Below are 22,727 nucleotides of genomic sequence, written 5' to 3' on the forward strand. Positions count from 1 at the left end.
CCCTCCTGGTGAGGAGAACCTCCTTGTATACGGCGGAGATTGAGACACCCTGGCATGATCGATCGCGTGAGCCTTGACACCCCGCCGGAGCCGCCCATGGACGAGACCGGGTCAGGGCATGCCGCGCGAGTGTCCGCTCATGCGACGGTCGGAGCGCGGCTGTCCCGGTTCAGCGACCGGCGACTCGGGGACGCCGTGGCCTCCGCGCCGAGTCTGGGTTCCGGTATCGGCGGCAGATCGGCGGAGATGGAAGTCGACGGACTACGCGTCTTCGTCAAGCGGGTCCCGCTGACGGACATCGAGTTGCGGACGGAGCACCTGCGGTCGACCGCCAACCTGTTCGAGCTCCCCCTCTTCTACCAGTACGGGGTGGGGTCTGCGGGGTTCGGTGCCTGGCGCGAACTGGCCGCTCACCAGATGACCACCGACTGGGCGCTGAAGAACGAGTACGCGGGCTTCCCCTTGCTGTACCACTGGCGGGTCCTGCCCGACAGCCCCCCTGCTGGCTTCACCGACGCCTTCGGAGGCGTGGAGGGGGCCGTCGCGCACTGGGACGGGTCACCGGCTGTCCGCCATCGGCTGGAAGCCATCGGCAGGTCCTCCTTCAGCCTGGTGCTCTTCCTGGAGCACGTACCGCAGACCCTCGCCGCCTGGCTCGGTGGCCTGCGCGGTGCGGCCCCGCAACAGCCGAGGGGCGGATCGTCCTACCGCCGGGTCGAGGAAGCACTGATGCGCGGGACGGAGTTCATGAGCGCCCGCGGCCTGGTCCACTTCGACGCGCACTTCGCCAACCTGCTCACCGACGGCCGTCGGGTGTACTTCGCCGACTTCGGGCTCGCACTGAGCCGCGATTTCGAGCTCTCGGCGGAAGAGGATGCCTTCCTGACCGCCCATCTCGTGTACGACCGCAGCTATGCACCGAGTCATCTGCTGCGCCATCACCTGCCTGACGTAGTGCCGGGCGGCACCGAGCACGGGACCTTCCTGCGGGAGTGGGCGGATGGCCGACGACCCGAAGGCGTTCCGCCCGAAATCGGCGCGATCATCGACCGGCACGTCCGGCACGCCATCGTCCTGGACGAGTTCCACCACCGGTTCCTCACACAGAGCAAGCGCACGCCGTTCCCGGCGGCGGAGGTCCGGCGCGCCCTCGTCGGTGCGTCGGTGACGGGGTAGTTCGGGGCGACGCCGAGGTCTGCTCCGCGGCCGCACCTCGCGCCATGGCCCATGCCCTCCGGTCCGGGATGTACGACGCCGTCCCGGGTGGGGCGCGCCAGTGCTCGCGCCGGGCCGTGCCCCTCCCCGCGGAGCCGGCGCGGGCGCCACGGTCAAGGAGCGCGTCGCTCACCGGCACCGTTGTGCAAGTTGCGTGAAAGGCTGGGTAGGAGGCTTGTCCAGGCAGGCGAGGGAAAGGAGTCGGAGTGGACTGGGGTCGGTTCGCACAACAGATGGCCTCGATGGCGCGTGACCTGCTGGCACAGGATTCGGTCGACGACACGCTGGAGCGGATCACGGCATCGGCCACCGAACTGGTCGACGGCTGCGACGAGGCCGGCATTCTCGTACGGCACGCCGCGAAGGTGCAGACCCTCGCCCCCACCGGCCAACTGGTCGTCGAAAGCGACCGGCTCCAGGAACGGCTCGGCGAAGGCCCCTGCTTCGACGCCGCCCGCAGCCCAAGCGGAGAGCGGGTCTTCCGCATCGCCGACCTCACCGCCGAGCACCAGCGCTGGCCCGCCTACGCCCCCAGGGCGCACTTGCTCGGCGTAGGCAGCATGATGGGCTTCCTGCTGTTCACCGGCGACGAGGACCTCGGCGCGCTGAACCTCTACTCATGCAAGCCCGGTGCGTTCACCGAGGCAAGTGAGACGGCCGGGTGGCTGCTCGCCTCCCACGCCGCGGTCGCCCTCTCCAGCGCACGCACCCACGCCCAGATGGAACAGGCCATCGCCACCCGCCACGCCATCGGCGAGGCCATGGGCATCCTGATGGGCAGCCACCACATCACCGAGGAGCAGGCCTTCGACGTGCTGCGCCGCTACTCGCAGGAGAACAACGTCAAACTTCGCGAGGTCGCCCGCCTGGTCTGCGCAGGTGGCAGCCTGTCGTGACCGGGTGGGTCCCGGCCTGCCGTCATGGTGCAGGCCGGGGCCTGCCGTGGCGGTGGGTGCCGGTCTCCCGTGAGGGGCAGGACGACCTGTCCTGTCCGTGGCGGAAGCGACCTCCCCGGCTCTCGTGGGACGGTGGCCTCGCCGACTCGTCGGCCGTATCAGCGAGCGAAGCGTGGGCCGGGCGGGCAGGCAGCCCGGAAGAGCAGCACCGAACCGGCATGCGCCGCATCGGGCCCCGATCCTGCCCAGCGCACGCCCCTCACGCCTCGCCCATTCCACCCCCGCACAGGTTGGCTCCGGCCGTCACCGGCCCGCCCCGGCCCCTTGTGCTGCCGCCGGTGCGCCGACAGGTCATCGGCCGGTGAAGTGCGCTTCGCGGTAGTCGTCGAGCCGGTCGAGGACCAGCAGCAGGAGGCCGCGGAGCAGGCTGTCGTGCCGGTCGCTTCGGGCAGGCCCGCCCTGGTCGCCGATCTTCCGGGCCCGGACGATCAGCTCCGCGGGATCGGCGCCGGCCAGCGCGCGGATCAGCGCGTGCCGCACGGCGTTCAGCAACGGCCCCGGGCCCTCGCAGGCGTGAGTGTCACCGGGGCCGGCCGCCGCCGGCCCGCTCGCGGCCTGCAGTTGTGCGGTGAGGCAGTGCAAGGGAACCGCGGTGCGTTCGGCCAGCCGGATACGGTGTCCGACCTCGTCGAGCGCGGCGGCCGAACGACGGTGCGTCACACTCCAGCGCAGCGCCCGCCGGGCCCGGCAGAGATCCCGATCGAGGACATGGGGCTGCTGCCACAGGCCTTCCGCCGGCCCCGCCTCCTGCCGCAGCGGGGCCCCGCCGGGCCGGCGGCCCAGCTCCGCCAGCAGACGATCGAGGCGGTCGCGGTAGGCGTCCAGTCGGCCGGACAGCAGGCGGCAGGGGTCGGGAGGCCACAGCAGGGGGCCCAGGAGGATGACCACCGCGATCCCGACCAGGTTCTCCAGAACGCGCTGCTCCGGATAGCCCGAGACGGGCACACCGAAGACGAGCGCGGCGCTGACCAGCACCTGCTGGCTGGGAGCACCGTCGATACGCAGCAGGAGGCTGGCGAGGTATCCGGCGCTCACCACGACGGCGAGGGAGAGCGCGGACACGGGAAGCCAGCGCAGGGCGACCGCCGCGATGCCCACCCCCAGCAGGACACTGCCCAGACGGTAGAGCCCCAGCCGGGGGGCCCACAGCGGGATCCCGGACAGGGTGAACACCGCAGGCAGCACAGCGGCGACGGGGGCACTGCTGATGCCCAGTTCGACCGACAGCCACCACGACAGCGTGGCGCACAGCACCATCCGGGCCCCGCCCCGCACCTCCTGCGCGCTCAGCCGGTGCAGCCCGCCGGGCACCGGACGCCCGAGGTGGCCCAGGACGCTCACCGCCGACGGCAACGCGCAGCCCCACCGGCAGCTCCGCCCGAATGCCTGTCCGACAGCCTGTCCGAAGGCCCGTCCGCAGCCCCTTTCCCGTACGGCGGCACGAGCACACTCCCCTCCCGCAGGCGATGAGACCCGACCAGATTACGAGCCGCCCGCACGCCCGCGGGTCTAAGCGGAACGTGTCTCCGGCCCTCCCTCAACGTGCCGGTCGGCGGCCGTCTACGCTCGTCGACCGGCGCGGCACGGATCGCGCCGGACGGTTTCACAACGGGGGAGTTGCGGTGCGCGCGGGAGTGATCGGGCTGTGGCGGTGGACTGCGTGGGGCGGTATCGGGCTGAGTCTGTACGCGGGCTGGCTGACGGCGGATGACTTTCGCGACCGCGCGTCCAGCGAACGCGACATCAGCGCGGCGTGTGACGGGCTCGTGTCGGGGGCCGCGGTGATGGGCCTGCAGGGCGGGATGGTCCGGGCGAAGGCCAGCGACTACGACGAGTACCGGATCGACAGCCGCGAACCGCACAGTTCCTGCATCGTCTACAAGGTGCCCGGCCCCGGAAAGACCACGAGCCTGTTCACGCTGGTGGTGCGGCGCAGCGACGCCTCCGAGCCGATGAACTGGATCGGCGACGACAGCGGACTCGAGCCGTTCGATGACACCGATGACGCCGATGACGCCGACGGCACCGAAAAGGGAGATGTCACGGCGGTCGCCGACCGGCGCCCCGAAGCGTGGCCGGTGGGCGACGGCACCCTGGGCAGGTACGGGGACTGGTACACGACCGTCCGCGCCGAGTGCGGACCGGGCAGCCGTGCGACAGCCCCCGAGCTGCTGAACGTCACCGCCCGCGCCGACTACGACGACGTCTCCGCAGCCGACCGTGAACGCCTCGCCCGCATCGCCCGCACCGCAGCCGAGAGGGCAGCCGACCGGATCGGCTGCGAGGTCCGGCTGGCCGCCCTGCCGGACAGCCGGCTCGCCTCCGTGCCGATCGCCCTTCGCCCCGCGAAGACGACCGGCGGCTCCTGCGGCTGGTTCGCCGCACACCTCGAGCGGCAGGGACAGGACCGGCTGCCCGACCGAGCCCTCGCGGTACCCGTCCACGACGCCAACCCCCTCGAAGGCTGCCTTCTGGCGGTCGGCCCCGACCAGGTGGGCCGGATCGCCGACGGCCTCGAAGACGACGAGCGCGACTACGCCCGCAGCGCGCTCACCCACTCGCCCTGGTGGCTGCGCGCCGCCTCCTACTTCGGCCCGGAGGCGCACACCGTGGGATACGAGGTCCTCGGCGGCCCGGACGCGATCATCGAGGCGGGAACTGCCGGACACGCCGCCGGAGCGTGGTGGGCCTCCTCCGTCTGCGACGGCAAGCCCGCCCTGCATACGCTCAGTTCCAGCTACACCTACGACGGCATCCTCGGGTCCCGGCGACTGGAGGCCCTGTTCCGTGCCTACGTCGACGACATCACGAAGCGACGCGGCTGCACCGACGTGACCTACCCGGACGCGAAGGACTTCCGCGACCTCTGATACCTCCGAAACCTCTGATACCTCCGAACCCTCCGAGCACGGCACCGTCGGCCGGGCCACGACCCTCGGTCTTCGCTTCCGTCTCCGGCTTCCGATTCGACGGCGCAGGGGTTGTCAAGTCTGCCGGGCATCGGCGAGCCGGTTGCTGCGGTCGATCTCCGGCATGTGTGTCTCGGCCCAGACCCGCAGGGCGGAGAGCGGTCCTTCGAGGGACAGGCCGAGCTCGGTGAGTCGATAGTGGACGGCGGGCGGCACCGTGGGTTCCACACGGCGCGCGACCAGGCCGTCACGGACCAGACTCTGCAGCGTGACAGACAGCATCTTCTGTGAGATGCCCGGAATGCGACGCCGAAGTTCCGCGAACCTGAGCTCGTCGGGATCCGTCTCGGCCAACACCTTGACCACCATCGACGTCCACTTGGTACCGATGCGGTCGAGCAACTGGCGGGTCGGGCAGCGCGGGTCCAGCAGATCACCGCGCTCACCGGGCCGCCGACCGGGTTTGCCGGGCATGGACGTGGTCACCCCGGGCTCACCACCTGATGGGAAAGTGCCGTCTTGGAGGCACCAGGCTAGTTCCCTAGCGTGACCTTGTCACCATTCCTCACCACCCCTGGAGTACCTCCATGCCCGAACTGCGATGCGTCCCTGTCAACGGTGTCGAACTCAACGTTGCCCTCGCCGGATCCGGCCCGGCCGTCCTGCTGCTGCACGGCTTTCCGCACACCTGGGAGCTATGGACGGACATCATGGACGACCTGTCCGACCGCTACCGCGTCATCGCGCCGGACCTGCGCGGATTCGGCGCGAGCAGCACGGCCGCCTCCGGGTATGACGCCGGCACCCTGGCCGAGGACGCCGCAGCGCTTCTCGCCAAGCTCGGTGTGTCCTCCGCCGCAGTAGTGGGTATCGACGCGGGCACCCCGGCGGCCTTCCTCCTCGCCCTACGCCACCCCGGTCTCGTCCGACGCCTGGTCGTCATGGAGTCCGTGCTGGGCGGGCTACCGGGCGCTGAGGACTTCCTTGCCGGCGGGCCGCCGTGGTGGTTCGGCTTCCATACCGCCGCGCCCGGCCTCGCGGAGACCGTACTGCAAGGCCACGAAGCCGCCTACATCGACTGGTTCCTGCACACCGGCACGCTCGGCGACGGAGTGCCCGCTGCCATCCGGGACGCCTTTGTCCACGCATACACGGGCAGCGACGCGTTGAGCCGCGCGTTCTCGTACTACCGGGCCCTGCCCGAAAGCGCACTGCAGATCTCGCAGGCCGTTACCACCGCCCGCCTGACGGTGCCCACAATGGCGCTGGGCGCCCAACCTGTCGGCGCTGCACTGGAACGCCAACTCCGCCCCGTCACCGACGACCTCACCGGACACGTCATCGAAGACTGTGGCCACATCATTCCACTGCACCGACCGAACGCCCTGCTCATGCTGTTGCATCCGTTCCTGGCCGGTGAGGATGCGATTGCTGCGTGACCGGGGCAGTCGCCGACATTCGAGGCACGCCCTGGGTCGGTGACCCGATGTGCGGGCGGGCGAAACATGTTTGGCTGCCGCCATGACCGAATTCAGCGCGACCGAACGCGCGTACCTGATGTCACAGCGGTTGGGGCGCCTCGCTACGGTCGACCCGTCGGGGCAGCCGCAGGCCAACCCCGTGGGGTTCTTCCTGCAGGAAGACGGCACGATCCTGATCGGCGGGTTCGCCATGGGGCAGACGAAGAAGTGGCGCAATCTCCGCAAGAACCCGAAAGCCGCGCTGGTCGTGGACGACGTCGTGAGCCTGCGGCCCTGGACCGTGCGCGGCGTGGACATCCGAGGAGAATCCGAACTCCTCGTCGGGCCGCATGAGTTGGGCCCGCACTTCAGCGAGGAGGTGATCCGCATCCACCCCAGGCGGATCCACAGTTGGGGCCTGGAGAGCTAGCTAGGGCCCGTCGTTTGGATCATCTGGTAGTTGGCCGAAGCTGCTGACTGGGTAGTCGGTCGCGGCGTATGCGTCGACGCGGAGGACTTCCGCGAGGGCTCACTGGACCAGTTCGATGTGGGGATGGTCCGGGGAGGCAGGGCAGACGTGGAGTTGCAGGGTGTAGGCGCCGCCGATGTCGAGGAGAGTGAAGTTCGAGGGCGGGGTGCCGAGGAGGAGCGGAGTCGGGTTCGTGCGTTCCTCCTCGGGCATCCAGCTCTTGCTGCCGGAGTTCCATTCCGAGGACGCGATGGTGAGGAGCGGGGTCGTCTCGGTGCCGCATTCGGGGCAGGGGCGCGGCATGGGGTCGGTCAGGCCCCAGCGGGTCCAGCCGCCGGTCTTCCACCCGGGGGCGTGGCACAGGTTGCGGAAGTAGAACTCCTGCGGGTCCAACGCGCCGGTGCTGTCCCACCCGAATCCGGCTGTCTCCCACAGCTTCACGTCGTCCAACTGCTGCTGCAGTTCCTTGCTCAGCTGCAGGGGGCTGGGGTATTCGGTGATCTGTTCCGGTGCGAGCAAGCACGGTTCTGGCAGGTACCAGTCGAACTGGATCACGGGCGGCTCGGGCGGGGCCTCGATGACGTCGGTGACGGAGGCGGAGGAACGCCAGAAGAGGGCGGTTCGGGGGTGTGCAAACTCCTCGTGGTCGCAGGGGCACCACAGGACCTGGAGAAGGTCGGCTCCGGGAGGGCTGGCCGGGAGAGGGACGTCGCGGGCGTAGAACTGGGCCACGGGGATCATGGGAATCGGGCCGTCGAACCACGGGTGGCCCTCGCGGAGCCGCTGCTCGATCTCCCGTTCCTCGGGCGTGATCGCGGGTGCCTGGGGGGCGCGGAGCCGCCGCTCGGCCGCTGCTGCATGGATGCGACGCAGGATCCGGATCTCGGCCGGAGAGTGCATCTCGTCTGCCGCTTCACTGTCGTGCGGCTCTACGCAGCGGGGCCACGGCTCGTCGGCGGGCCACAGGAGCGGCCCGCCGACGGAGCTGTCGTGCACGGTCGGCGACCCCGGCCGCGGGTGCAGCCGGGTCGCCGTGCGCGCCAGAGGAGCCAGCTGAGGGAAGAGCGCGGTGATGTCGAACGGCCGCGGTGGGGTGGTAAAGATGGCGTTCATAGCGGCGATGCTGCCAGCAGCGTCTGACAATGGGCATACCGATCCACGTCAGCTGACACCACACAGTTTCACTGAGTCAGCAGGCGGACCAGGGGAAGATGCCGGCGCTATGGAGTCCGGCCGGGTAGATGGTCGCGGACTTGAAGGCGATCGCGTCGATCACCTCACGGTGATCCCGCCAACGGCCACCCCTCTTCGGGTTCCGGTCCGGAAGTAACGGCTCGATCCGCGCCCACCGGGCGTCAGTCACCGACATGCCCAGATCAACGTCCCACTGATCCGAACCAGACTGCCTGGCCTCACCCGCCCCTCCTGAGCCACGGGTACGGCTCGTGTGATGCTGGCGCAGTGACCGATCAACCCGAGGTTGTCATCGTCCGCTGGCCGGGCCAGGGCCCTGCGCCGGCCCGCCCGGCCGAGCTCCTGGCGGCCTACCACCTGCGGACACAGGCCGAGAAGGGCGACCCGGTCGCCGACGTGGACGCACTGCCGGACCGCTACCGGAAAGAAATCCTCGACCCGGGGGCCGCGTTCGCCGACGACACCGTGCTGATCGCCCTGAGCGGCGACACACCCGTGGGCTGCCTCGTGGTGACCGCCCCCGCCGGCGGACGCTCAGAGATCAAAAGACTCTGGACGGAGCCGGCGTTCCGGGGCCGGGGTATCGCGGCCGGCCTGATCGGTGCCGCGCTCGCGCGGGCCGCGGAAAGCGGCGTGGGCACGGTACGCCTGTCGGTGTGGAAATGGCGCACCAGCGCCATCGCCCTGTACGAGCGGCTCGGCTTCACCGTCGCCCCTTCATGGGAAGCACGCGACCAGCTGCTCTGCATGGAGCGCACCGTGTGAGCGGCCCGCCTCAGCCACCACGCTGCCGCGGCTCGCACACGCCCCGCCCGCCCGCACGCCCCCCGCCCGTACGCTCTGCCGTGCGTCCCGCTCGCACGCCCTGCCGGTAGGTCCCGCCCGTACGCCCGGCCCGTACGTCTCGCTCGGACGCGCTCCCGCCGCACGGGTCTCCTGTCCGGCCCGGTCGGCTGCGCGGTCGGTTCGGCCCCGAGGCGGGGTCACCGAGACGGTCCGTCGGACACGGCACGGGCCACGATCGGAAGCGGGCAGATCGCACGGGGGCCTGACGCATCCGTTTGCCCGTGCTGCCGGGAAGACGATGACAGGGCTCCCGTCCTGTGATTCCCCCGAGCCGGGACGGGAGCCCGCCCGCCGGGTGGGCGGTGCGGGAATGCCGCCACGGCCGACCGTGTTGTGCAGGACGTGGTCGTGAGGGGGACAGTGTCCCCGGGCCTCACCTGTTGCCTGCGGGGACGATCGTCCGGCTGAAGTCCCGCAGAGCCTTTCGCCGCGCAGGCGACCGCCCCTTCACCACCGCGCCCTTCGTCCCCGGCCCGGGCAAGTCGCCTCCTGGCACAGGACATTGACGGGTATGAGCAGGCCGCGCGTCTCCCGCAGTGCGGTCCGGGCCGTGATTGGCGCTGAGGTGGAGCACTACCGGGGAGCGGTCTGACGAGACGTCGTCGTTGCCGTGCGCCTGGGCTACGTCGCCGCTGCCCCACGGTCAGGCCGGCCCTGGCAGCGACGTAGAAGCGGTCCCGGCCTTCGTCCGCGCCGTACAGCAGCTGCCCAGTCGAAGCCGTCGCCAGCGACACCACGCGCCTCCCGCTCCAACTGCAGCACCGCCCAGCGCCACTCGCGCGCAGCGGCCACAGTGTCAGCGTCACCCAGCAGAAGCACCGCCTCCCAGGCTTTGGTCCGCTGGGCGTCCGCTTGGGCAATCAACTCAAGCCCCGTAGCCCGATCGATCGGATGCGCACGCGACGAGGGCCGCGACGACGCGGTGAGACGATGCGCAAGCAAGTGGACCTCCTTGAGCGCCCGACCGAACTCGGAGTAGGCATCCAGCCGTCGTTCATCCCACCGCACCGACAAGGCACGCGCCCACTGCGCCTTGTCGTTGAGCCGTGCCGTGAGCAGCGTCCCGAGGACACCGACGATGACACCTATGAGGGCAGGCAACTGGTTCAGAAAGGCAGTCATCCCCACAGCCTGCCCGCCACAGCATCCGGTCAAGAGGCACGCTCAGAGCGGCCAACTGGCTTGCCACACCTATGTCTGGTCGGCGGACAATGCCCCGGGCCGGCCAGGGCTCCCTTCCTGGAAGCGTCGACCGCAGCACTTGCCTCGCAGGTCCCCAGACCCTGCTGTTCCACGGGCTTGCGCCACCACGACGTCCGTCGTCCTGGCGTCCCCCTTCGCTGACACCGTGTGACGTCTGGCGGATCCCTGGCTGCCCAACACCACATCGGGGAGAACGTGCCAGCTCGCTTGAGTGATTACGGCGTAATCAGAGCGAGCCTGCCAGCTGCGCCCGGTACGGCGCTCAATGCCATCCCACGAGCCTCGGGCCGAGCGCTCCCGAACTTGGCTCCAAGCCTCAGCCACTCGCCGGCAACCGCAGAACCGGGTCGCGGCGGACGCGAAGCGTGGTCGGGAGTTCATGGTGAGCTGCTACCCGGTCCCCTGCTGAAAAGATTGGGCGCTCGCCTTCGGGCTACTGCTGGTTCCTCGCGATGCCTTCCTCCGCCGCCCGACGTAGTGCAGCGGACCGAACTTGGATCACGAGGTGGCCGCGGTATTCACGATGTCCAACCCAGTCCTCTGGGGACCCGTCCGCTCGATAGTTGGGCCCTGGGAACGCGGACCCTCCCGCTTGCCAGCCCGCGAGTGATTACGGCGTAATCACTCAGACCGCCGCTTCCCCCCGGGCACTGGTGATTACGCCGTAATCAAGCCCCTGCCCGAGTCCAGAGATCAGCGGGCCAACTGTCGGCGTCTGTCACGTCTCACTCCATCGAGTCGCCTTCTCAGCGAACCGAGTCGTTCGGGCTTCTGTCTCAGCGAACCTGGACGCGCGGCGGTGTGGGCTCGGGGTGCTGCGTGGCGGTACCAGCTGGGGTGGATCAGGCGGGGCCGTGCATCGAATCGTCGTACGTGGACGCGGTGCACGGGCGCTGCCGGCGTCCGCTGTGGGACTGTGTGACCGGCCGGTTCGAGGATGTCGCTCCGGTGCACGCGTTTCGCTGGTCGCGCGGTGAGCGTCAACGATCCGCAGCATCCGGCTCCGTCGGCCTGGTGCCGATGCCAGCCCGAAACTGACCTGCCTCGCAGCCGCTTCCATGATCTAGTGCCGGTCTGCCGTTGCTGCTGCTGGACCTCGACAACACCCTTGTCGACCGCGATGCGGCCTTCCGCGCCGCAGTCGTCGACTTCCTCGCCCAAGACGGCCTGCCTGCCTCCGACCTCACGTGGGTGATGGCTGTCGATGCCGGCGGCTATACGACGCGTCAGGAAGTCGCGGCAGCTCTGACCGACCGGTACGGGGGCGTGGTGCCGACCACGACCATCCGTGCCCTTCTCGACACTGGCGCCGCCGATCGAGTCGTCCTGGCGCAGTCCACCCGCGAGGCGCTGGGCAAGGCACAGGCGCACGGCTGGAGTTGCGTCATCGTCACCAATGGGCGCACCGTCCAGCAGGAAGCGAAGATCCGTAACACCGGACTCGACCAGCTCGTTCAGGGCTGGGTCATCTCCGAAAGCGTCGGCCACAAGAAGCCGGAACCGGAGACCACCACATTGCACAGCAGATTCGTCGGCGTAATCGCCGGACTCGGCACGCCGAAGACGCACAGGCGAACCGTGAGGAGGAACACCGCCCCGGATACCCCGACCGGCGCGGTCACCACCGCGATCAGCAGCCCCGCGGCCAGGCCCGCCCACACCTCCACTCCACGCTGCTGCCCGCCCTCCGGCCGCTGCCCGGCCAGTATCAGCGCGGCAAGCGGATGAAGAGCAAGCTGGCAACGTGATGTTCATGAGCAGCAGGAACGGTCACCGCTGATCAACCTCTGCGGCGGCCGCATCCCCTAATCGGTGGTGCCGTGCTGTGCAGAGAAGTGTCACCTGCTGACCACCCGGTGACCGCTGTCGGCTCGGTGATTTATCGGAGTCCAGGGCATGCTTGGAGAGCGTCACCGCGAGCGATCAGCCGCCAACACGCCGCGCCAACCGCACACGAAGGAATCTCACGCCATGACCGCGACCGCGCCCAAGGCTCCCACCGCACCAGGGGTGCGGTCCTGGTGGGGAATCCCGTACGCCACCGCCGAGCGGTACCGCCGCCCCGTGGTCGCGGACTTCGATCCGGACCGCCCCTACGACCGCAAGGGCGTCGTCTCTGTCCAGCCGGATGCCGGCGACTGGCTCGAAGCGGACAGCGGGATGGGCGAGGACTGCCTGAACCTGAACGTGTGGGCTCCCGAGCAGCCGACCGGGAAGGCGCTTCCGGTGGCCGTGTACATCCACGGCGGCGGATTCGAGTACGGCGCGAACACGCAGACCACCTCGAACGCCGCCGGTCTCGCCGCGACGGGACGCGTGGTGGGTGTGTCGCTCAACTACCGGCTCGGCGCACTGGGCGCGCTCTCCCTGTCGCAGTACGGCGGGCGGCTCGCCGAGGCCAGCAACCTGGGCCTGCAGGACGTCATCGCCGCGCTCACCTGGGTCAGGCAGAACATCGGCTCCTTCGGTGGCGACCCGGATGAGGTCACGGTCTTCGGCCACAGCGCCGGCGCCTACTCCACTCTCGGGCTGCTCGGGGCCTCCTCCGCGGACGGCCTGTACCGGCGGCTGGCCGGGTTCTCCGGCGCGCCCTCGCGTCTCGTCCCGGCCTGGTGGGCCGAGGAGCTCGCGGAGCGGTTCGTTACCGAACTCGGTGTCGCGGGCAACCCCGACAAGCTGATCGATCTCGACGCGGCCTCCCTGGTGGCCGCCCTGCGCAAGGTCTGTCCGACGGATCTCGGAGTCCGTGGCGGGATGGACAACAAGAGTCTCGGTGTCGTCCTGGACGCCGGACAGCCCGGCTCGGTGGTGCACGCCCACCCCCTGGACGTCCTGGCCTCGGGCTCGCACCGGCACATCGATGTCCTCCTGAGCACAGCCAGTGACGAGATGGGCTGGTGGGTGGCGAACGACCTCGACCGGTTCGACCCGCACACCGTCGAGAGCGTCATCGACGAGTTCGCGGGGTGGCGCATTCCCCCCTCCCGCGCCAAGAAGATCGTCGACATCTACGACCAGGGTGGCCACACCCCTGCCGAGGTCCGCGCCGCGTCCCTGGCGGACTACATTTTCACGCTTCCCGCAGCCCGCGGCGCTCTGGCTCACGCCGCCGCGGGCGGGAACGCCCATCTCCTCGCGATCGGGCCCGCCGAGGGCGCGCCCGCCGTGCACGGCACCGAGATGTACGCCCTGGTGGGCCAGGAAAAGCCGGGCCGCAGCCCCGAACAGGCCGGTCGTGACACGCGTATTCGCGACATCGTCCTCAACTTCGTCACCGGCGAGCAGACCCGTCTGTGGCCCGCCGTGAAGGACCGGCCCACCTCGGGAAGTGCCGGGGACCTCCCGTATGAGCCCAGCGCCCACTACCGGGCGGTCCTCGACCTGTTCGAGAACATCGCCCGACCGTGACGGTGGCCGGGCGATCCGGAACAGCGCATCAGGGGGCGAACGGAGTGAGGAACTCGACATGAGCCAACCGGCAGCAGCCGGCGACGCCGTACCGGCGACGATGCGGGCCGTCGTCGTCACCCGGCCCGGCGGCCTCGACGCACTGGAGATCAAGGATGTGCCGGTGCCCGTGCGCAAGCCCGGCTGGGTGCGGATCAGGGTGAAGGCGTTCGGCGTCAACGAGTCCGAGGTCACCACCCGCAAGGGAGAGTCGGCCGCGTCCCCACGGCTCGGCAGGCAGCCGCCTCCCGGCCGCGGTACTGTCCAGCTTCACCACAGACTGACCGCGCCGGGAGCCATCTCCTCCTGACGGGCAAGGGGCCTGCGCCGCGTTTCCGTCACGGGTCGGTCCTGGCTGCGCGGGCCGCGAAGGCGGCCGGGGTGAGGCCGGTGCGGTCGCGGAAGAAGCGGCCGAAGTTCGCGGGATCACTGAAGCCGAGGTGGACGGCCACAGACCGGGCATCCCACCGGGCAGCTCCCAGCAGGCGCCGGGCTTCCAGCAGACGCCGCTCGTCGATGAGTTCACGTACTCCCTTGCCGGCGGCATCCTGGGCGGCGCGGCTGAGGGTGCGGACCGAGCAGCCGAGCAACTCGGCGTAGTCCGCGGCTTGGTGCAGCTCGCGAAAGTGCAGCTCCAAGGCGTCCAGGAGGCGTCGGTATCTGTCGGCGCGGCCCGCGCCGGCCGCGGCTGTCCCGGTGGGGGCGATGCCTGGGGAGTTGGCCAGGCGCAGCAGCAGTGATTCGAGCAGGCTGCGCCGCAGCGCGTGGTGGATGTCGAGAGGGCGGCGCCCCAGTGCGCGGTGTTCGTCCAGGAGTTGGACTGCCGTCTGCTGGAGCCAGGCGGTGTCTTCGGGGTGCGGGCTGAGCACGGCAGGTGCCCTGTGCGCGGTGAGCGGGGCCAGGAGACGGGCGAGGTCGGGTCGCAGGACGTCCGGTTCGAACAGGATGAACGGGCCGCGGGCCGCGCCGGGCGGGTGCCAGCACTGTGCGTGTCCGGGACGCACCCACAGCCACTGGCCGGGGGTGACGGTCCGCGTGACGTGGTCGACGTCGTGCCGCAGCTCACCCTCGGTGACGGCGATGAGGTAGTGGAAGGTGGCGCGGCCCGGACGGGGCGGGTTCCACGGCCAGTCGTTGTGGTGGGCGAAGAAGTCCTCGACGGTGCTCACCTCGAGGCCGTACGGGGTGCCGACCGGGGGCTGGAAAGCGAACAGCGGAACCGCGGCCGGACTGGCCGCTCTTCCGCTCGGGCCAGGGTGTCGCTTGTCGACCATCATGTGTCCGCAGCCTACTGCCCTTCTGCTCGGCTGCGGCGGAAGGATGGACGTGCCACCGCGCCCGCGCGGCGCGCCCTCCGCGTCTTTCGATGCCACAGTCCGTCACCACCCGAGGAAGGCAACGCCCCATGAACGGATCGGCCCTGCACCAGACCGCCGCCGACTGCGCGGAGGAACTCCCCGGAGCCCAGCTGGAGCACCCTTTCGGCCCCGACTGGGAGGTCTACAAGGTGCGCGGCAAGGTGTTCATGCTGATGACCGAGGTCCCGGGGCGGCCCGTCGTGATCCTCAAGGCGGACCCCGAAGAGGCCCACGCCCTGCGGGAGCAGTACCGCCACATCACCCCCGGCTATCACATGAACAAGAAGCACTGGATCACCGTGGAGGGCGGAGAAGGCGTCGACAAGGAGCTCGTCCGGGAGCTCGTCACCGACTCCTACCGGCTCGTCGTCGTCCAACTGCCCAAGGCCGAGCGGCCCGTCGACCCGCACACCTACGGCACCGGCACGCGGGCGGCCCGGTGAGCGCGGCCGGTGACCGGCTTCAGGACACCGCCCGCCAGGCGGCCCTGGCCCTCCCGGGCGTCAGCCACGGCTACCCCTTCACACCCGGACTCGACGTGTACAAGGTCGCGGGCAAGGTGTTCCTGATCGTCACGGACGACCCGGACGACCAGATCATCACGGTCAGGTGCGAGCCCGAGCACGCGCGGGCACTGGAGCGCGGCCATGCCTCGATCACGCCGGGCCGCTATCTCGACAAGCGCCACTGGATCTCACTGGGGCCGGGACCCGGCATCACCGAGCGGCTGATCGCCGACGCGGTCGAGGATTCCTACGACCTGGCCGCCGAGCAGTTGCCGAGAGGTGACCGCCCCAGAGCGCGATGAGCGTCGCGAGATTTATGCGGGGCCGCCCAGGTTGGGAAGACCACCATCGCCCGACTCCTCACCGACGGCCGCGACATGGCGGGTGGTTACCGCCGTCGCTGAGGAACTCGGAGAGAACGACCAGGTTACGGCCGAGCCGGGCGAGGTCGGCCTCCCGCCCGACGCTTGTGCGGCGAGTGACAGTAACCCGTGCCCCAGCAAGGCGATAAGCCACGCGCGCTGCCGTACCGCTTACGCAGCTCGGTCACTGACCGCCTATACACAAGGGTGCGGGTGTCGTAGGAACACGCCGTGGGTGTGGACGGCGCGCGGGATGCGGGGGGATGAGCGCCGAGGGGTCGTCGCCGGGGTACAGGCATTGGTGGGTGGACTGTCGGTATTCGAGGGTTGCAGTATTCGCCGTAGAGCGAGCAGTTCCGTACCCGGCTCGGTCACGTCAGCGGTGACAAGGTGTGAAGCTCTCGCCGAACGGGCGCTGTCTGCGCGAAGACGCCGGAGCAAGAAGAAGACCGGCCTCTTGCGGTGAACCCGCGCCAGCCGCCCGCGCTCCGGTGCGGGCCTTCGCCCTCTGCCACCGCGCCATACGGCCCCCTCCCGGCAGCGGCAATCCCGCGCGGCAGAAGGCTCACCCGGCGCTACGAGGTTCACGGCGCCGGTACGGCACCGATCTGCTGCATCACCCCGAGGAGATCGGGCTGGCCCCGTTCGCCGACGATCCGGCCGTCGGCCAGGTAGTAGAAGTTCATGGCCTGCACCGAGATCTTGTTGCCGCTCGCCGGGATCCCGAAGAATTCACCGTCGTGGGTTCCCCGCATGGTGAACCGCGCGGCCACGGTGTCGCCTTCGGTGACCTTCTCTTCCAGCGTCCACTGGACGTCGGGGAAGGCACTGCGCATCTTCCGGAGTACTTCCAAGTACCCATCGGGCCCCCGCAGTGGTTCCGGGTGGCTTGGCGCATGGAACACCGCGTCCGGAGAAATGACCTCGCGGGCGAGATCCTCGTTGCCCGTGTTGATGAACTCGACGAAACGGTTCATCACTGACTCGGTGGATTGCGATGGCATCTTGCTGTGCCTCTCCAGAGACGTTTGGACGGGTGCCAGCGAGCGTAACATCGAATCGATGTTCACATCGAATCGATGTTCACGTGCGAAGATGGACGCATGCTGGAACTCGCGATACTCGGCTTCCTCGCCGATGGACCCCTGCCCGGACACGAGCTGCGCCGCCGCATCTCACAGCTGACCGGCTATACGCGGCCGGTCAGTGACGGCAGCCTGTATCCGGCGATCAATCGTCTGACCAGGGCGGGCTTGATCGAGCGGCGCGCCGACCCGGCCGCGGGGGCGGCCCGGTACGTGCTCAGCCAGACCGCGGCCGGACGGGCCGAAATGCTTCAGCGCCTGCGCAAGCCCGCCGACCACGAGATCACCGACTTCACCCGGTTCTACGTCGTCCTGGCCTTCCTCTCCCACCTGCCCGACGTGGCCGAACAGCACGCGGTGCTGCGCAGACGGCTGGAGTTCCTGGAGGAACCGGCGAGCTTCTTCTACGACAACGAGCGGCCCCTGCGTGCCGAGGAGGTCGCCGACCCCTACCGGCGGGGCATGCTGCTCACCGCCCGCGCCACCAGTCGCGCCGAACGGACCTGGCTGCGCGAGGCCCTCGGGGAGAAGGCGCCCGTATTCGACACCGGATGCACCGACAGCGATCCGCATGCGCCCGCCGCTCCCGCGAGCTGACTGTCCACGGAGGTACACCCATGCTTGCTTCCTGGTATGACGACCAGGGGCCCGCCGGCGATGTCCTGCACGTCGGTGAACTCCCTGATCCCGTCCCCGGCCCCGGCGAGGTCCGCCTCCGCGTCACCGTCTCGGGCGTCAACCCCGGCGACACCAAGAAGCGGCGCGGCTGGCTCGGCTCGTCCATGCCCTTCCAGCGGGTGATCCCGCACAGCGACGGCGCCGGAGTCATCGACGCCGTGGGCGCCCAAGTCGACGCCCGCCGCGTCGGACAGCGGGTCTGGGTATACGGCGCCCAGTCCTACCGCCCCTTGGGCACAGCCGCCCAGTACACCGTCGTACCTGACCACCAAGCCGTACCTCTGCCAGATCATCTGAGTGATGAGCTGGGGGCGAGCCTCGGCATCCCCGGCATCACCGCCCACCGCACCGTCTTCGCCGACGGCCCGGTCGACGGCCAACTGGTCCTGGTCCACGGAGTTCTCGGCGGCGTCGGCTCCCTGGCCGCCCAGCTCGCCCACTGGGCCGGCGCGACTGTGATCGCGACCGTCCGCCGAACCGCGGATCTCAGCCGCGTCGACGCGGCCGTCGTCTCTCACGCCGTCGCCCTGGATACCGGCGAGCCCGCCGCTGCCATCCGCTCGTACGCGCCGCGGGGCGTCGACCGGATCATCGAGGTCGCGCTGTCCGACAACGCCGGTCTCGACAACGCCGTCGCCGCCCAGGGGGCCGTCATCGCCGCCTACGCCACCCGCGCGGACCGCACTGAGATCCCCTTCTGGCCTCTGCTGTTCAACAACGTCACCCTGCGGCTACTCGGCAGCGACGACTTCCCCGCCGAGGCCAAGCGCCAGGCCGCCCGCGACCTCACCTCCGCCGCCGCCGTCGGCGCCCTCACTGTCGCCGTCGGCGACCGTTACCCGCTGGACGACATCGCCAAGGCCCACGACCACGTCGACGCCGGCGGTGGCCACGGCCGCATCCTGCTCACCATCCCCCAATAGCGCAGACTCGGAACCCGCCCTGCTCAACCGCCTAGCCCTACGGGTCGGCGGCCCGTCGCGCTGCCAAGTATTCGCACCAGTTCCCGCCGGCGAGGGTGGCCCAGCGTTCGGCTGTCTTGGGGTGGATGCCGAGCAGGTCGGCGATGACCATGGGCGGCAGGTCTACCAAGGCCTCCATCATGGCGGTGTTCCGTGCAGCGCGGGCGGGCAGACCGTGGTGTCTCAGGGTGTCGGCGAGGCCGAGGGGGTTGCGCGGGCGTCCAGGGCTGTGACCGGGCAAGAGGTATCTGCATCCGGCCGCGTTGCTGTGTCGGGGGCTGTACTGCAGCTGATCGTTTGATGAGGCGGGCGAGTTTCGGCGGGAGCACGAAGGGGTGGTGGTTGACCGTCAGGTAGGTATGGCCAGGCGCTGGCGCAGCTGGGTGCGCTGTCGGACGGTGGTGCCTGCCCACACACCGAGGCGCGCCTGAGTGGGGTGGGCCAGTGCCCACTTGAGGCAGCCTGCTGCGATCGGGCAGCCGGAGCACAACAGCTTGGCCTGCTCGATGTCGGTCTGCGCTGCCGGTGTGCTGGTCGTCTCGTGGGAGGGCGGGGGCGCTGGCAAGCGGTGGGGGAGGGCGTGTAGGGGAAGGTGATCCGGTCGGAGGACGGCAGGTCGGATCGGAGTCCGGGCATGGCAGAGCTCTCCAAAGCTGGGGGGGGAGGGTCAGGCGTGGTCGTCGTCGCGTGGGCGCTTGGGCTGGACGTCGGAGGCGAACCTGCCGAGGCGGGCCTAGGCTTCCTGAGGTCCGTGGCTTCACGCAGCTTCTGGCCGCTGAGAAGATCACCGCCATGACCATCTCGTTCGGCATCGACCGAATCCTCGGTGACCGCCCCTTCGCCGAGGTCGGTGATCCCGTCCTCGCCGTCGATGACGAGGGCCGCGGCCTGCTGGCAGTAGCAGGCACGCACATGGCAGTGGCGGGCGTGCACGAGTTCGGTGGTACTGCGCCTGTTGGTGTCTACGGCATCGATGATCTGACCTGCCGAGCGCTTCTCCGTGCGCGCTATCCCGTGCACGCCATGGCTTTCCACCCCAGGCTCCCGCTCCTTGTAGTCGGCACGGGCAACTACGACGGCGGCTACTTCTTCGAAGGGGAATTGCTCCTTCTGGACCTGGAGACGGGCAGCGCCACGTCGCTCATCGAGCACGAGCTCGGCCGCCAAGTCCTGGGCTTGGAATGGCTCAGCGAACAGGAACTACGCGTGCTAATAGCACCGCCTGACGACTGGCAGGACAAAGACGCGTGGAACGAAGGGCACGTCGCGGTGGTGCATCGGCCCGACTGGAGGGTCGTACCACCCCGGTCGATCACCGGATATGACTTGGCCGGACCACGGGTAGCGGCCCCGCGAATCGACCGTCGCGAGGATGCCCGCCAGACGGTTTCTGTACTGAGTACGAGCTGGGACCCGCGACGCAACGTCCGGGCGGTTGAAGAATTGTCCGACGGCAGGATCGTGGCGACTCTCGACGGGGTCCAGTTGGAGTCCTGGCTGCCCTCGGGGCGACGGCAGTGGGCTGTCCGGGACAACGATCGCGGCGGCCGTGACATTGTCATCGCCGCAGATGAGCGATCGGCCTGGGTTGGTCTGGTGCGGCCTCCGTGGGAGGAGCGTGCTCAGGCCGTGGTCCGGCTCGCGCTCCAGGACGGGGCGCAGCTAGATCACCACACTCCCGCCGACGCGGTCTCCCTGGTGCGATGTGCTGACGGCCTGCCTGCCCTCGCACCCGCTGGGCGGAACGGGGAGCGGAGCAGGTTGCGCATCCGGCGTGGCAGCAGGATCTATTTTCGGGAAACCATTTCAACGCAGGACGGGCAACAGCCTGGACCAGGTGAGGCCTGGCTTGCGGCAGCGGACCTGGGGTCCATACCGGTTGCCGAACGTCCGCGTGAGCCGAGGCGGGCGGAGGTCGATCATTTGTGTCCCTACTCCTGGAAACCAGGTGAGACACACTTCGCCGGCCCCGGCGTGGAGACCGCCGACTGTGACCTGATTTATGCCGGCACTGTCTACCACGGCCACGGGTTGCAGCCCGGCGGCTCGTTCGTCGTACGGCGCATGGTGGCCAGTGAGGAGCCCACTTGGGTCTTTCGGACAGACGGCAAGGCCACGGACCTCGACCACGACGTGGAGACCGTCTATGCCACGTACGACGACGGCGAGATCGTCGGACTCGATCTCCGTGACGGCAAAGTCCGCTGGCGTCAGCACCTGACTGTTGCTGGAGTACCCGTCGTGGCGACTGCGCTGACCGTTACCGAACCCGGCCGACTGCTCATTGGCACCACCGACGGGCGACTCCTGGACTGCTCGACCGTCTAGGAAGTGCCGATCGCACAGCACGCAGGGAAGGTCCTGCCAGCGGTCGAAGTGCCGGTCGTCGCGCCAGTCCAGCAGGCCGCCGGGAGCCGGGACGCGGCCCGGCTCCCACAGGGGCGTCTTGCGGGTCCGGCGGGTCATGCGAGGGGCAGGTGCGTGCCGGGGCGGCCGGGACGGTGTCCGTGGACGGTGGGTGTGTAGGCGTCGTGGCGGGTGCCAGGTAGCCGGGCGGCTTCTCGCCGGTCTTCACCCGGTACATGGCCATGTCCGCGCCGCGCAGGAGGCGGGACGCACCGGCGGCGTCAGGCAGGTCGGCGGCGCGGGCCCGGTGGCACCTCGCCGCCTGCGTTCAGAACCCCCGGAGTGGTGCGGGCAGTGCGGCCCGGGCACGCCCGCAGCACAGCGCAATCCGCGGTTTCGAACCCTGGGAGAACTCGGCTCCGGTGATAAGTGCCCGCGCCGCCACCCGGACACAGTGGCCCGCTAGCACCCCTGGACGGCCCCGTGCCGCCACCGCAGGTTCCGGCTGAACCCCCCGCTGAGGCCTCGGATCGGCCGTCAGGCGCCTACGCAGACGATCAAGGAAGGAAGTCCCGACGGACCGGGACACGAACAACCCCATCACCGGCCACGCGGCTTCGATGCGCTGCTCGCCGACGCGCGCGAGGACGTGCCGCTGCCGGACCCTGATGAGCTGCGGTCCGACGGAACACCCCCGCGACGGCGGGGAGGACAGGAGGTGGACGTACTTCGTGTCGGACACCAGCGAAGCACCCCGCGCCCGCGGGGATGGTCCCCACGGATCGGCACGCTCAGAGCGGCAGCTCAAATGGGCTGGCGTGAAGCGGCAGGCGTACTGATCCCGGTCGGCGGCGACAGTCCATGCCGGAAATCATCGGACAGGCCGCCGCCGCAGGATGCGGGTCTTGCGGGGCAGGGTCTGGAATCGCCGAGTGTTGTCGTCGGCTCGGCGTCAGCCGGCCGAGACGGTACGGGCGTACTCGGAATGCCGGTACTCCGTGAGCGCCTGCGCCCGTGGGCTGCACATCCATCCGAACAGTGCCCGAATACTGCCCGAATACTGCCTCGATCGGTGCAAGGAGCTGACCGGGCACGACAGCGAGACAGTCGACGGACTGGACGCTTCCGTCATCGCGCTCGAACTGAGGCGCTAGGACGTGACGCCCCGTGCGGCAGGCAGGGTGCTCGTGGCATCGATCAGTCGACGGCTGCCCCCGTGCTCAGCAGGGTGGGAGCCGCGACCACTTCGACCTCGCCCGGCGGCAGGATGTGGCCCTCGGCACAGGAAAGCCGGGGGTGGACAGGCGCCCCACAATCCCGGTGCCGCAGACGTACCGGACCTCCGTCAGGGGCGGCATGCCGGTCGCCCCACTCCATGAGGGCGAAGAAGGCGACCATGAGCTCTTCGCCGGGCGGGGTGAGTTCGTAGCGGTGCCGTGTGCGCTGGCCGGCTTCCTGGTAAGGCACCCGGGTCAGGAGCCCGACGTCCACGAGTTCTTTGAGCCGCTTGGACATCGCGGGCTCGCTGAGCGGGGTTTCCCGCACGAAGTCCTGGAAGTACGTCGTGCCGTAGAACGCCTCGCGCAGCACCAGCAGGTTCGCCGGGGTGCCGAGCACCTCCAGGGCACGAGCGGCGGAACAGCGCTCGGACCGCCAGCTGTCGCGGTCGGCCAGCAGGCCAATCAGGGATGACGTCACCACTCCACTCTACGAGGAGCCTGACTTAAGGTA

General features: G+C 69.6%; 22 protein-coding genes, 2 pseudogenes and 1 riboswitch. Of the genes and pseudogenes, 14 read left to right on the top strand and 10 right to left on the bottom strand.

Features of this window, described 5'->3' with window-relative positions:
- Window positions 1-96 precede the first annotated feature (96 nt).
- Both ASD48_RS28635 and ASD48_RS28640 read left to right on the top strand, forming a co-directional pair.
- A complete protein-coding gene (locus ASD48_RS28635; protein ID WP_057604627.1) occupies window positions 97-1,176 on the top strand; it encodes a hypothetical protein in 1,080 nt (359 codons plus the stop codon).
- Window positions 1,177-1,421: 245 nt separating this feature from the next.
- Window positions 1,422-2,111, top strand: coding sequence for a GAF and ANTAR domain-containing protein (locus tag ASD48_RS28640; RefSeq protein ID WP_199875995.1), 690 nt, complete (start codon window positions 1,422-1,424; stop codon window positions 2,109-2,111).
- 351 nt (window positions 2,112-2,462) lie between these two features.
- Here the strand turns inward: ASD48_RS28640 and ASD48_RS28645 are convergent, their stop codons facing one another.
- A complete protein-coding gene (locus tag ASD48_RS28645; RefSeq protein WP_057604629.1) occupies window positions 2,463-3,512 on the bottom strand; it encodes an FUSC family protein in 1,050 nt (349 codons plus the stop codon).
- Window positions 3,513-3,793: 281 nt separating this feature from the next.
- On the opposite strand from ASD48_RS28645, the gene ASD48_RS42505 reads away from it, so the two are divergent.
- On the top strand, window positions 3,794-5,041 hold the full coding sequence (locus ASD48_RS42505; RefSeq protein ID WP_057604630.1) for a hypothetical protein: 1,248 nt from the start codon (window positions 3,794-3,796) through the stop codon (window positions 5,039-5,041).
- 114 nt (window positions 5,042-5,155) lie between these two features.
- Here ASD48_RS42505 and ASD48_RS28655 read toward each other — a convergent pair whose 3' ends face one another.
- A complete protein-coding gene (locus tag ASD48_RS28655; RefSeq protein ID WP_079074076.1) occupies window positions 5,156-5,554 on the bottom strand; it encodes a helix-turn-helix domain-containing protein in 399 nt (132 codons plus the stop codon).
- 113 nt (window positions 5,555-5,667) lie between these two features.
- Between ASD48_RS28655 and ASD48_RS28660 the strand changes: the two genes are divergently transcribed.
- Together ASD48_RS28660 and ASD48_RS28665 are read left to right on the top strand one after the other, a co-directional pair.
- Window positions 5,668-6,519 carry an alpha/beta fold hydrolase gene (locus ASD48_RS28660; RefSeq protein ID WP_057604632.1) on the top strand — a complete coding sequence of 284 codons (852 nt, stop codon included), beginning with the start codon at window positions 5,668-5,670 and terminating at the stop codon, window positions 6,517-6,519.
- A gap of 82 nt (window positions 6,520-6,601) precedes the next feature.
- The gene (locus ASD48_RS28665; protein WP_107104422.1) at window positions 6,602-6,970 is read left to right on the top strand and encodes a PPOX class F420-dependent oxidoreductase; all 369 of its coding nucleotides are present in this window, start codon (window positions 6,602-6,604) and stop codon (window positions 6,968-6,970) included.
- Between the two features lie 99 nt (window positions 6,971-7,069).
- Here the strand turns inward: ASD48_RS28665 and ASD48_RS28670 are convergent, their stop codons facing one another.
- Window positions 7,070-8,122 (bottom strand): hypothetical protein, encoded by a 1,053-nt coding sequence (locus tag ASD48_RS28670; protein ID WP_057604634.1) that lies wholly within the window; start codon window positions 8,120-8,122, stop codon window positions 7,070-7,072.
- A gap of 348 nt (window positions 8,123-8,470) precedes the next feature.
- Here ASD48_RS28670 and ASD48_RS28675 point away from each other — a divergent pair, with 348 nt between their 5' ends.
- Entirely contained in the window at window positions 8,471-8,968 is a 498-nt protein-coding gene (locus ASD48_RS28675; RefSeq protein WP_057604635.1) for a GNAT family N-acetyltransferase, read from the top strand.
- Between the two features lie 621 nt (window positions 8,969-9,589).
- A riboswitch (ZMP/ZTP riboswitch) is annotated at window positions 9,590-9,678 on the top strand.
- On the opposite strand, the gene ASD48_RS28680 is transcribed toward ASD48_RS28675, so the two are convergent.
- Window positions 9,671-10,171, bottom strand: coding sequence for a hypothetical protein (locus ASD48_RS28680; protein ID WP_057604636.1), 501 nt, complete (start codon window positions 10,169-10,171; stop codon window positions 9,671-9,673). (Overlaps the previous riboswitch by 8 nt.)
- A 1,161-nt stretch (window positions 10,172-11,332) precedes the next feature.
- Here ASD48_RS28680 and ASD48_RS45630 point away from each other — a divergent pair.
- Window positions 11,333-11,704 (top strand): annotated as a pseudogene (locus ASD48_RS45630) (haloacid dehalogenase-like hydrolase); the annotation flags it as partial.
- 56 nt (window positions 11,705-11,760) lie between these two features.
- On the opposite strand, the pseudogene ASD48_RS45635 reads toward ASD48_RS45630, so the two are convergent.
- Window positions 11,761-11,919, bottom strand: a pseudogene (locus ASD48_RS45635) (sulfite exporter TauE/SafE family protein); the annotation flags it as partial.
- A 304-nt stretch (window positions 11,920-12,223) separates the two neighbouring features.
- Here ASD48_RS45635 and ASD48_RS28690 point away from each other — a divergent pair.
- A complete protein-coding gene (locus ASD48_RS28690) occupies window positions 12,224-13,660 on the top strand; it encodes a carboxylesterase family protein (protein ID WP_057604638.1) in 1,437 nt (478 codons plus the stop codon).
- Window positions 13,661-13,718: 58 nt separating this feature from the next.
- The gene (locus ASD48_RS28695) at window positions 13,719-14,009 is read left to right on the top strand and encodes a hypothetical protein (RefSeq protein WP_057604640.1); all 291 of its coding nucleotides are present in this window, start codon (window positions 13,719-13,721) and stop codon (window positions 14,007-14,009) included.
- Between the two features lie 28 nt (window positions 14,010-14,037).
- Here ASD48_RS28695 and ASD48_RS28700 read toward each other — a convergent pair whose 3' ends face one another.
- Window positions 14,038-14,976, bottom strand: a complete 939-nt coding sequence (locus ASD48_RS28700; RefSeq protein WP_057604642.1) for an AraC family transcriptional regulator — start codon at window positions 14,974-14,976, stop codon at window positions 14,038-14,040.
- Window positions 14,977-15,104: 128 nt separating this feature from the next.
- Between ASD48_RS28700 and ASD48_RS28705 the strand changes: the two genes are divergently transcribed.
- A complete protein-coding gene (locus ASD48_RS28705; protein ID WP_057604643.1) occupies window positions 15,105-15,500 on the top strand; it encodes an MmcQ/YjbR family DNA-binding protein in 396 nt (131 codons plus the stop codon).
- Window positions 15,497-15,865, top strand: a complete 369-nt coding sequence (locus ASD48_RS28710; protein WP_057604645.1) for an MmcQ/YjbR family DNA-binding protein — start codon at window positions 15,497-15,499, stop codon at window positions 15,863-15,865. The genes ASD48_RS28705 and ASD48_RS28710 overlap by 4 nt, the downstream gene beginning before the upstream one ends.
- 644 nt (window positions 15,866-16,509) lie before the next feature.
- Here ASD48_RS28710 and ASD48_RS28715 read toward each other — a convergent pair.
- Complete coding sequence (locus ASD48_RS28715) at window positions 16,510-16,902, bottom strand: ester cyclase (protein WP_242432757.1); 393 nt, start codon at window positions 16,900-16,902, stop codon at window positions 16,510-16,512.
- A 126-nt stretch (window positions 16,903-17,028) separates the two neighbouring features.
- On the opposite strand from ASD48_RS28715, the gene ASD48_RS28720 reads away from it, so the two are divergent.
- Window positions 17,029-17,607 carry a PadR family transcriptional regulator gene (locus ASD48_RS28720; protein ID WP_057604647.1) on the top strand — a complete coding sequence of 193 codons (579 nt, stop codon included), beginning with the start codon at window positions 17,029-17,031 and terminating at the stop codon, window positions 17,605-17,607.
- A gap of 20 nt (window positions 17,608-17,627) precedes the next feature.
- Window positions 17,628-18,611 (top strand): NADPH:quinone reductase, encoded by a 984-nt coding sequence (locus ASD48_RS28725; protein ID WP_057604648.1) that lies wholly within the window; start codon window positions 17,628-17,630, stop codon window positions 18,609-18,611.
- Between the two features lie 37 nt (window positions 18,612-18,648).
- Here the strand turns inward: ASD48_RS28725 and ASD48_RS44450 are convergent, their stop codons facing one another.
- Together ASD48_RS44450 and ASD48_RS42520 are read right to left on the bottom strand one after the other, a co-directional pair.
- On the bottom strand, window positions 18,649-18,792 hold the full coding sequence (locus ASD48_RS44450; protein WP_157880717.1) for a hypothetical protein: 144 nt from the start codon (window positions 18,790-18,792) through the stop codon (window positions 18,649-18,651).
- Between the two features lie 207 nt (window positions 18,793-18,999).
- Window positions 19,000-19,215 carry a WhiB family transcriptional regulator gene (locus ASD48_RS42520; protein WP_242432758.1) on the bottom strand — a complete coding sequence of 72 codons (216 nt, stop codon included), beginning with the start codon at window positions 19,213-19,215 and terminating at the stop codon, window positions 19,000-19,002.
- A 227-nt stretch (window positions 19,216-19,442) separates the two neighbouring features.
- On the opposite strand from ASD48_RS42520, the gene ASD48_RS43720 reads away from it, so the two are divergent.
- Entirely contained in the window at window positions 19,443-20,978 is a 1,536-nt protein-coding gene (locus ASD48_RS43720) for a PQQ-binding-like beta-propeller repeat protein (RefSeq protein WP_057604649.1), read from the top strand.
- A gap of 1,215 nt (window positions 20,979-22,193) precedes the next feature.
- Here ASD48_RS43720 and ASD48_RS28735 read toward each other — a convergent pair.
- Window positions 22,194-22,694 carry a helix-turn-helix domain-containing protein gene (locus ASD48_RS28735; RefSeq protein WP_063887511.1) on the bottom strand — a complete coding sequence of 167 codons (501 nt, stop codon included), beginning with the start codon at window positions 22,692-22,694 and terminating at the stop codon, window positions 22,194-22,196.
- Between the last annotated feature and the right edge of the window lie 33 nt (window positions 22,695-22,727).

This window comes from Streptomyces sp. Root1310, from assembly GCF_001426425.1.
In the GTDB taxonomy this organism is placed as follows: Bacteria; Actinomycetota; Actinomycetes; order Streptomycetales; family Streptomycetaceae; genus Streptomyces.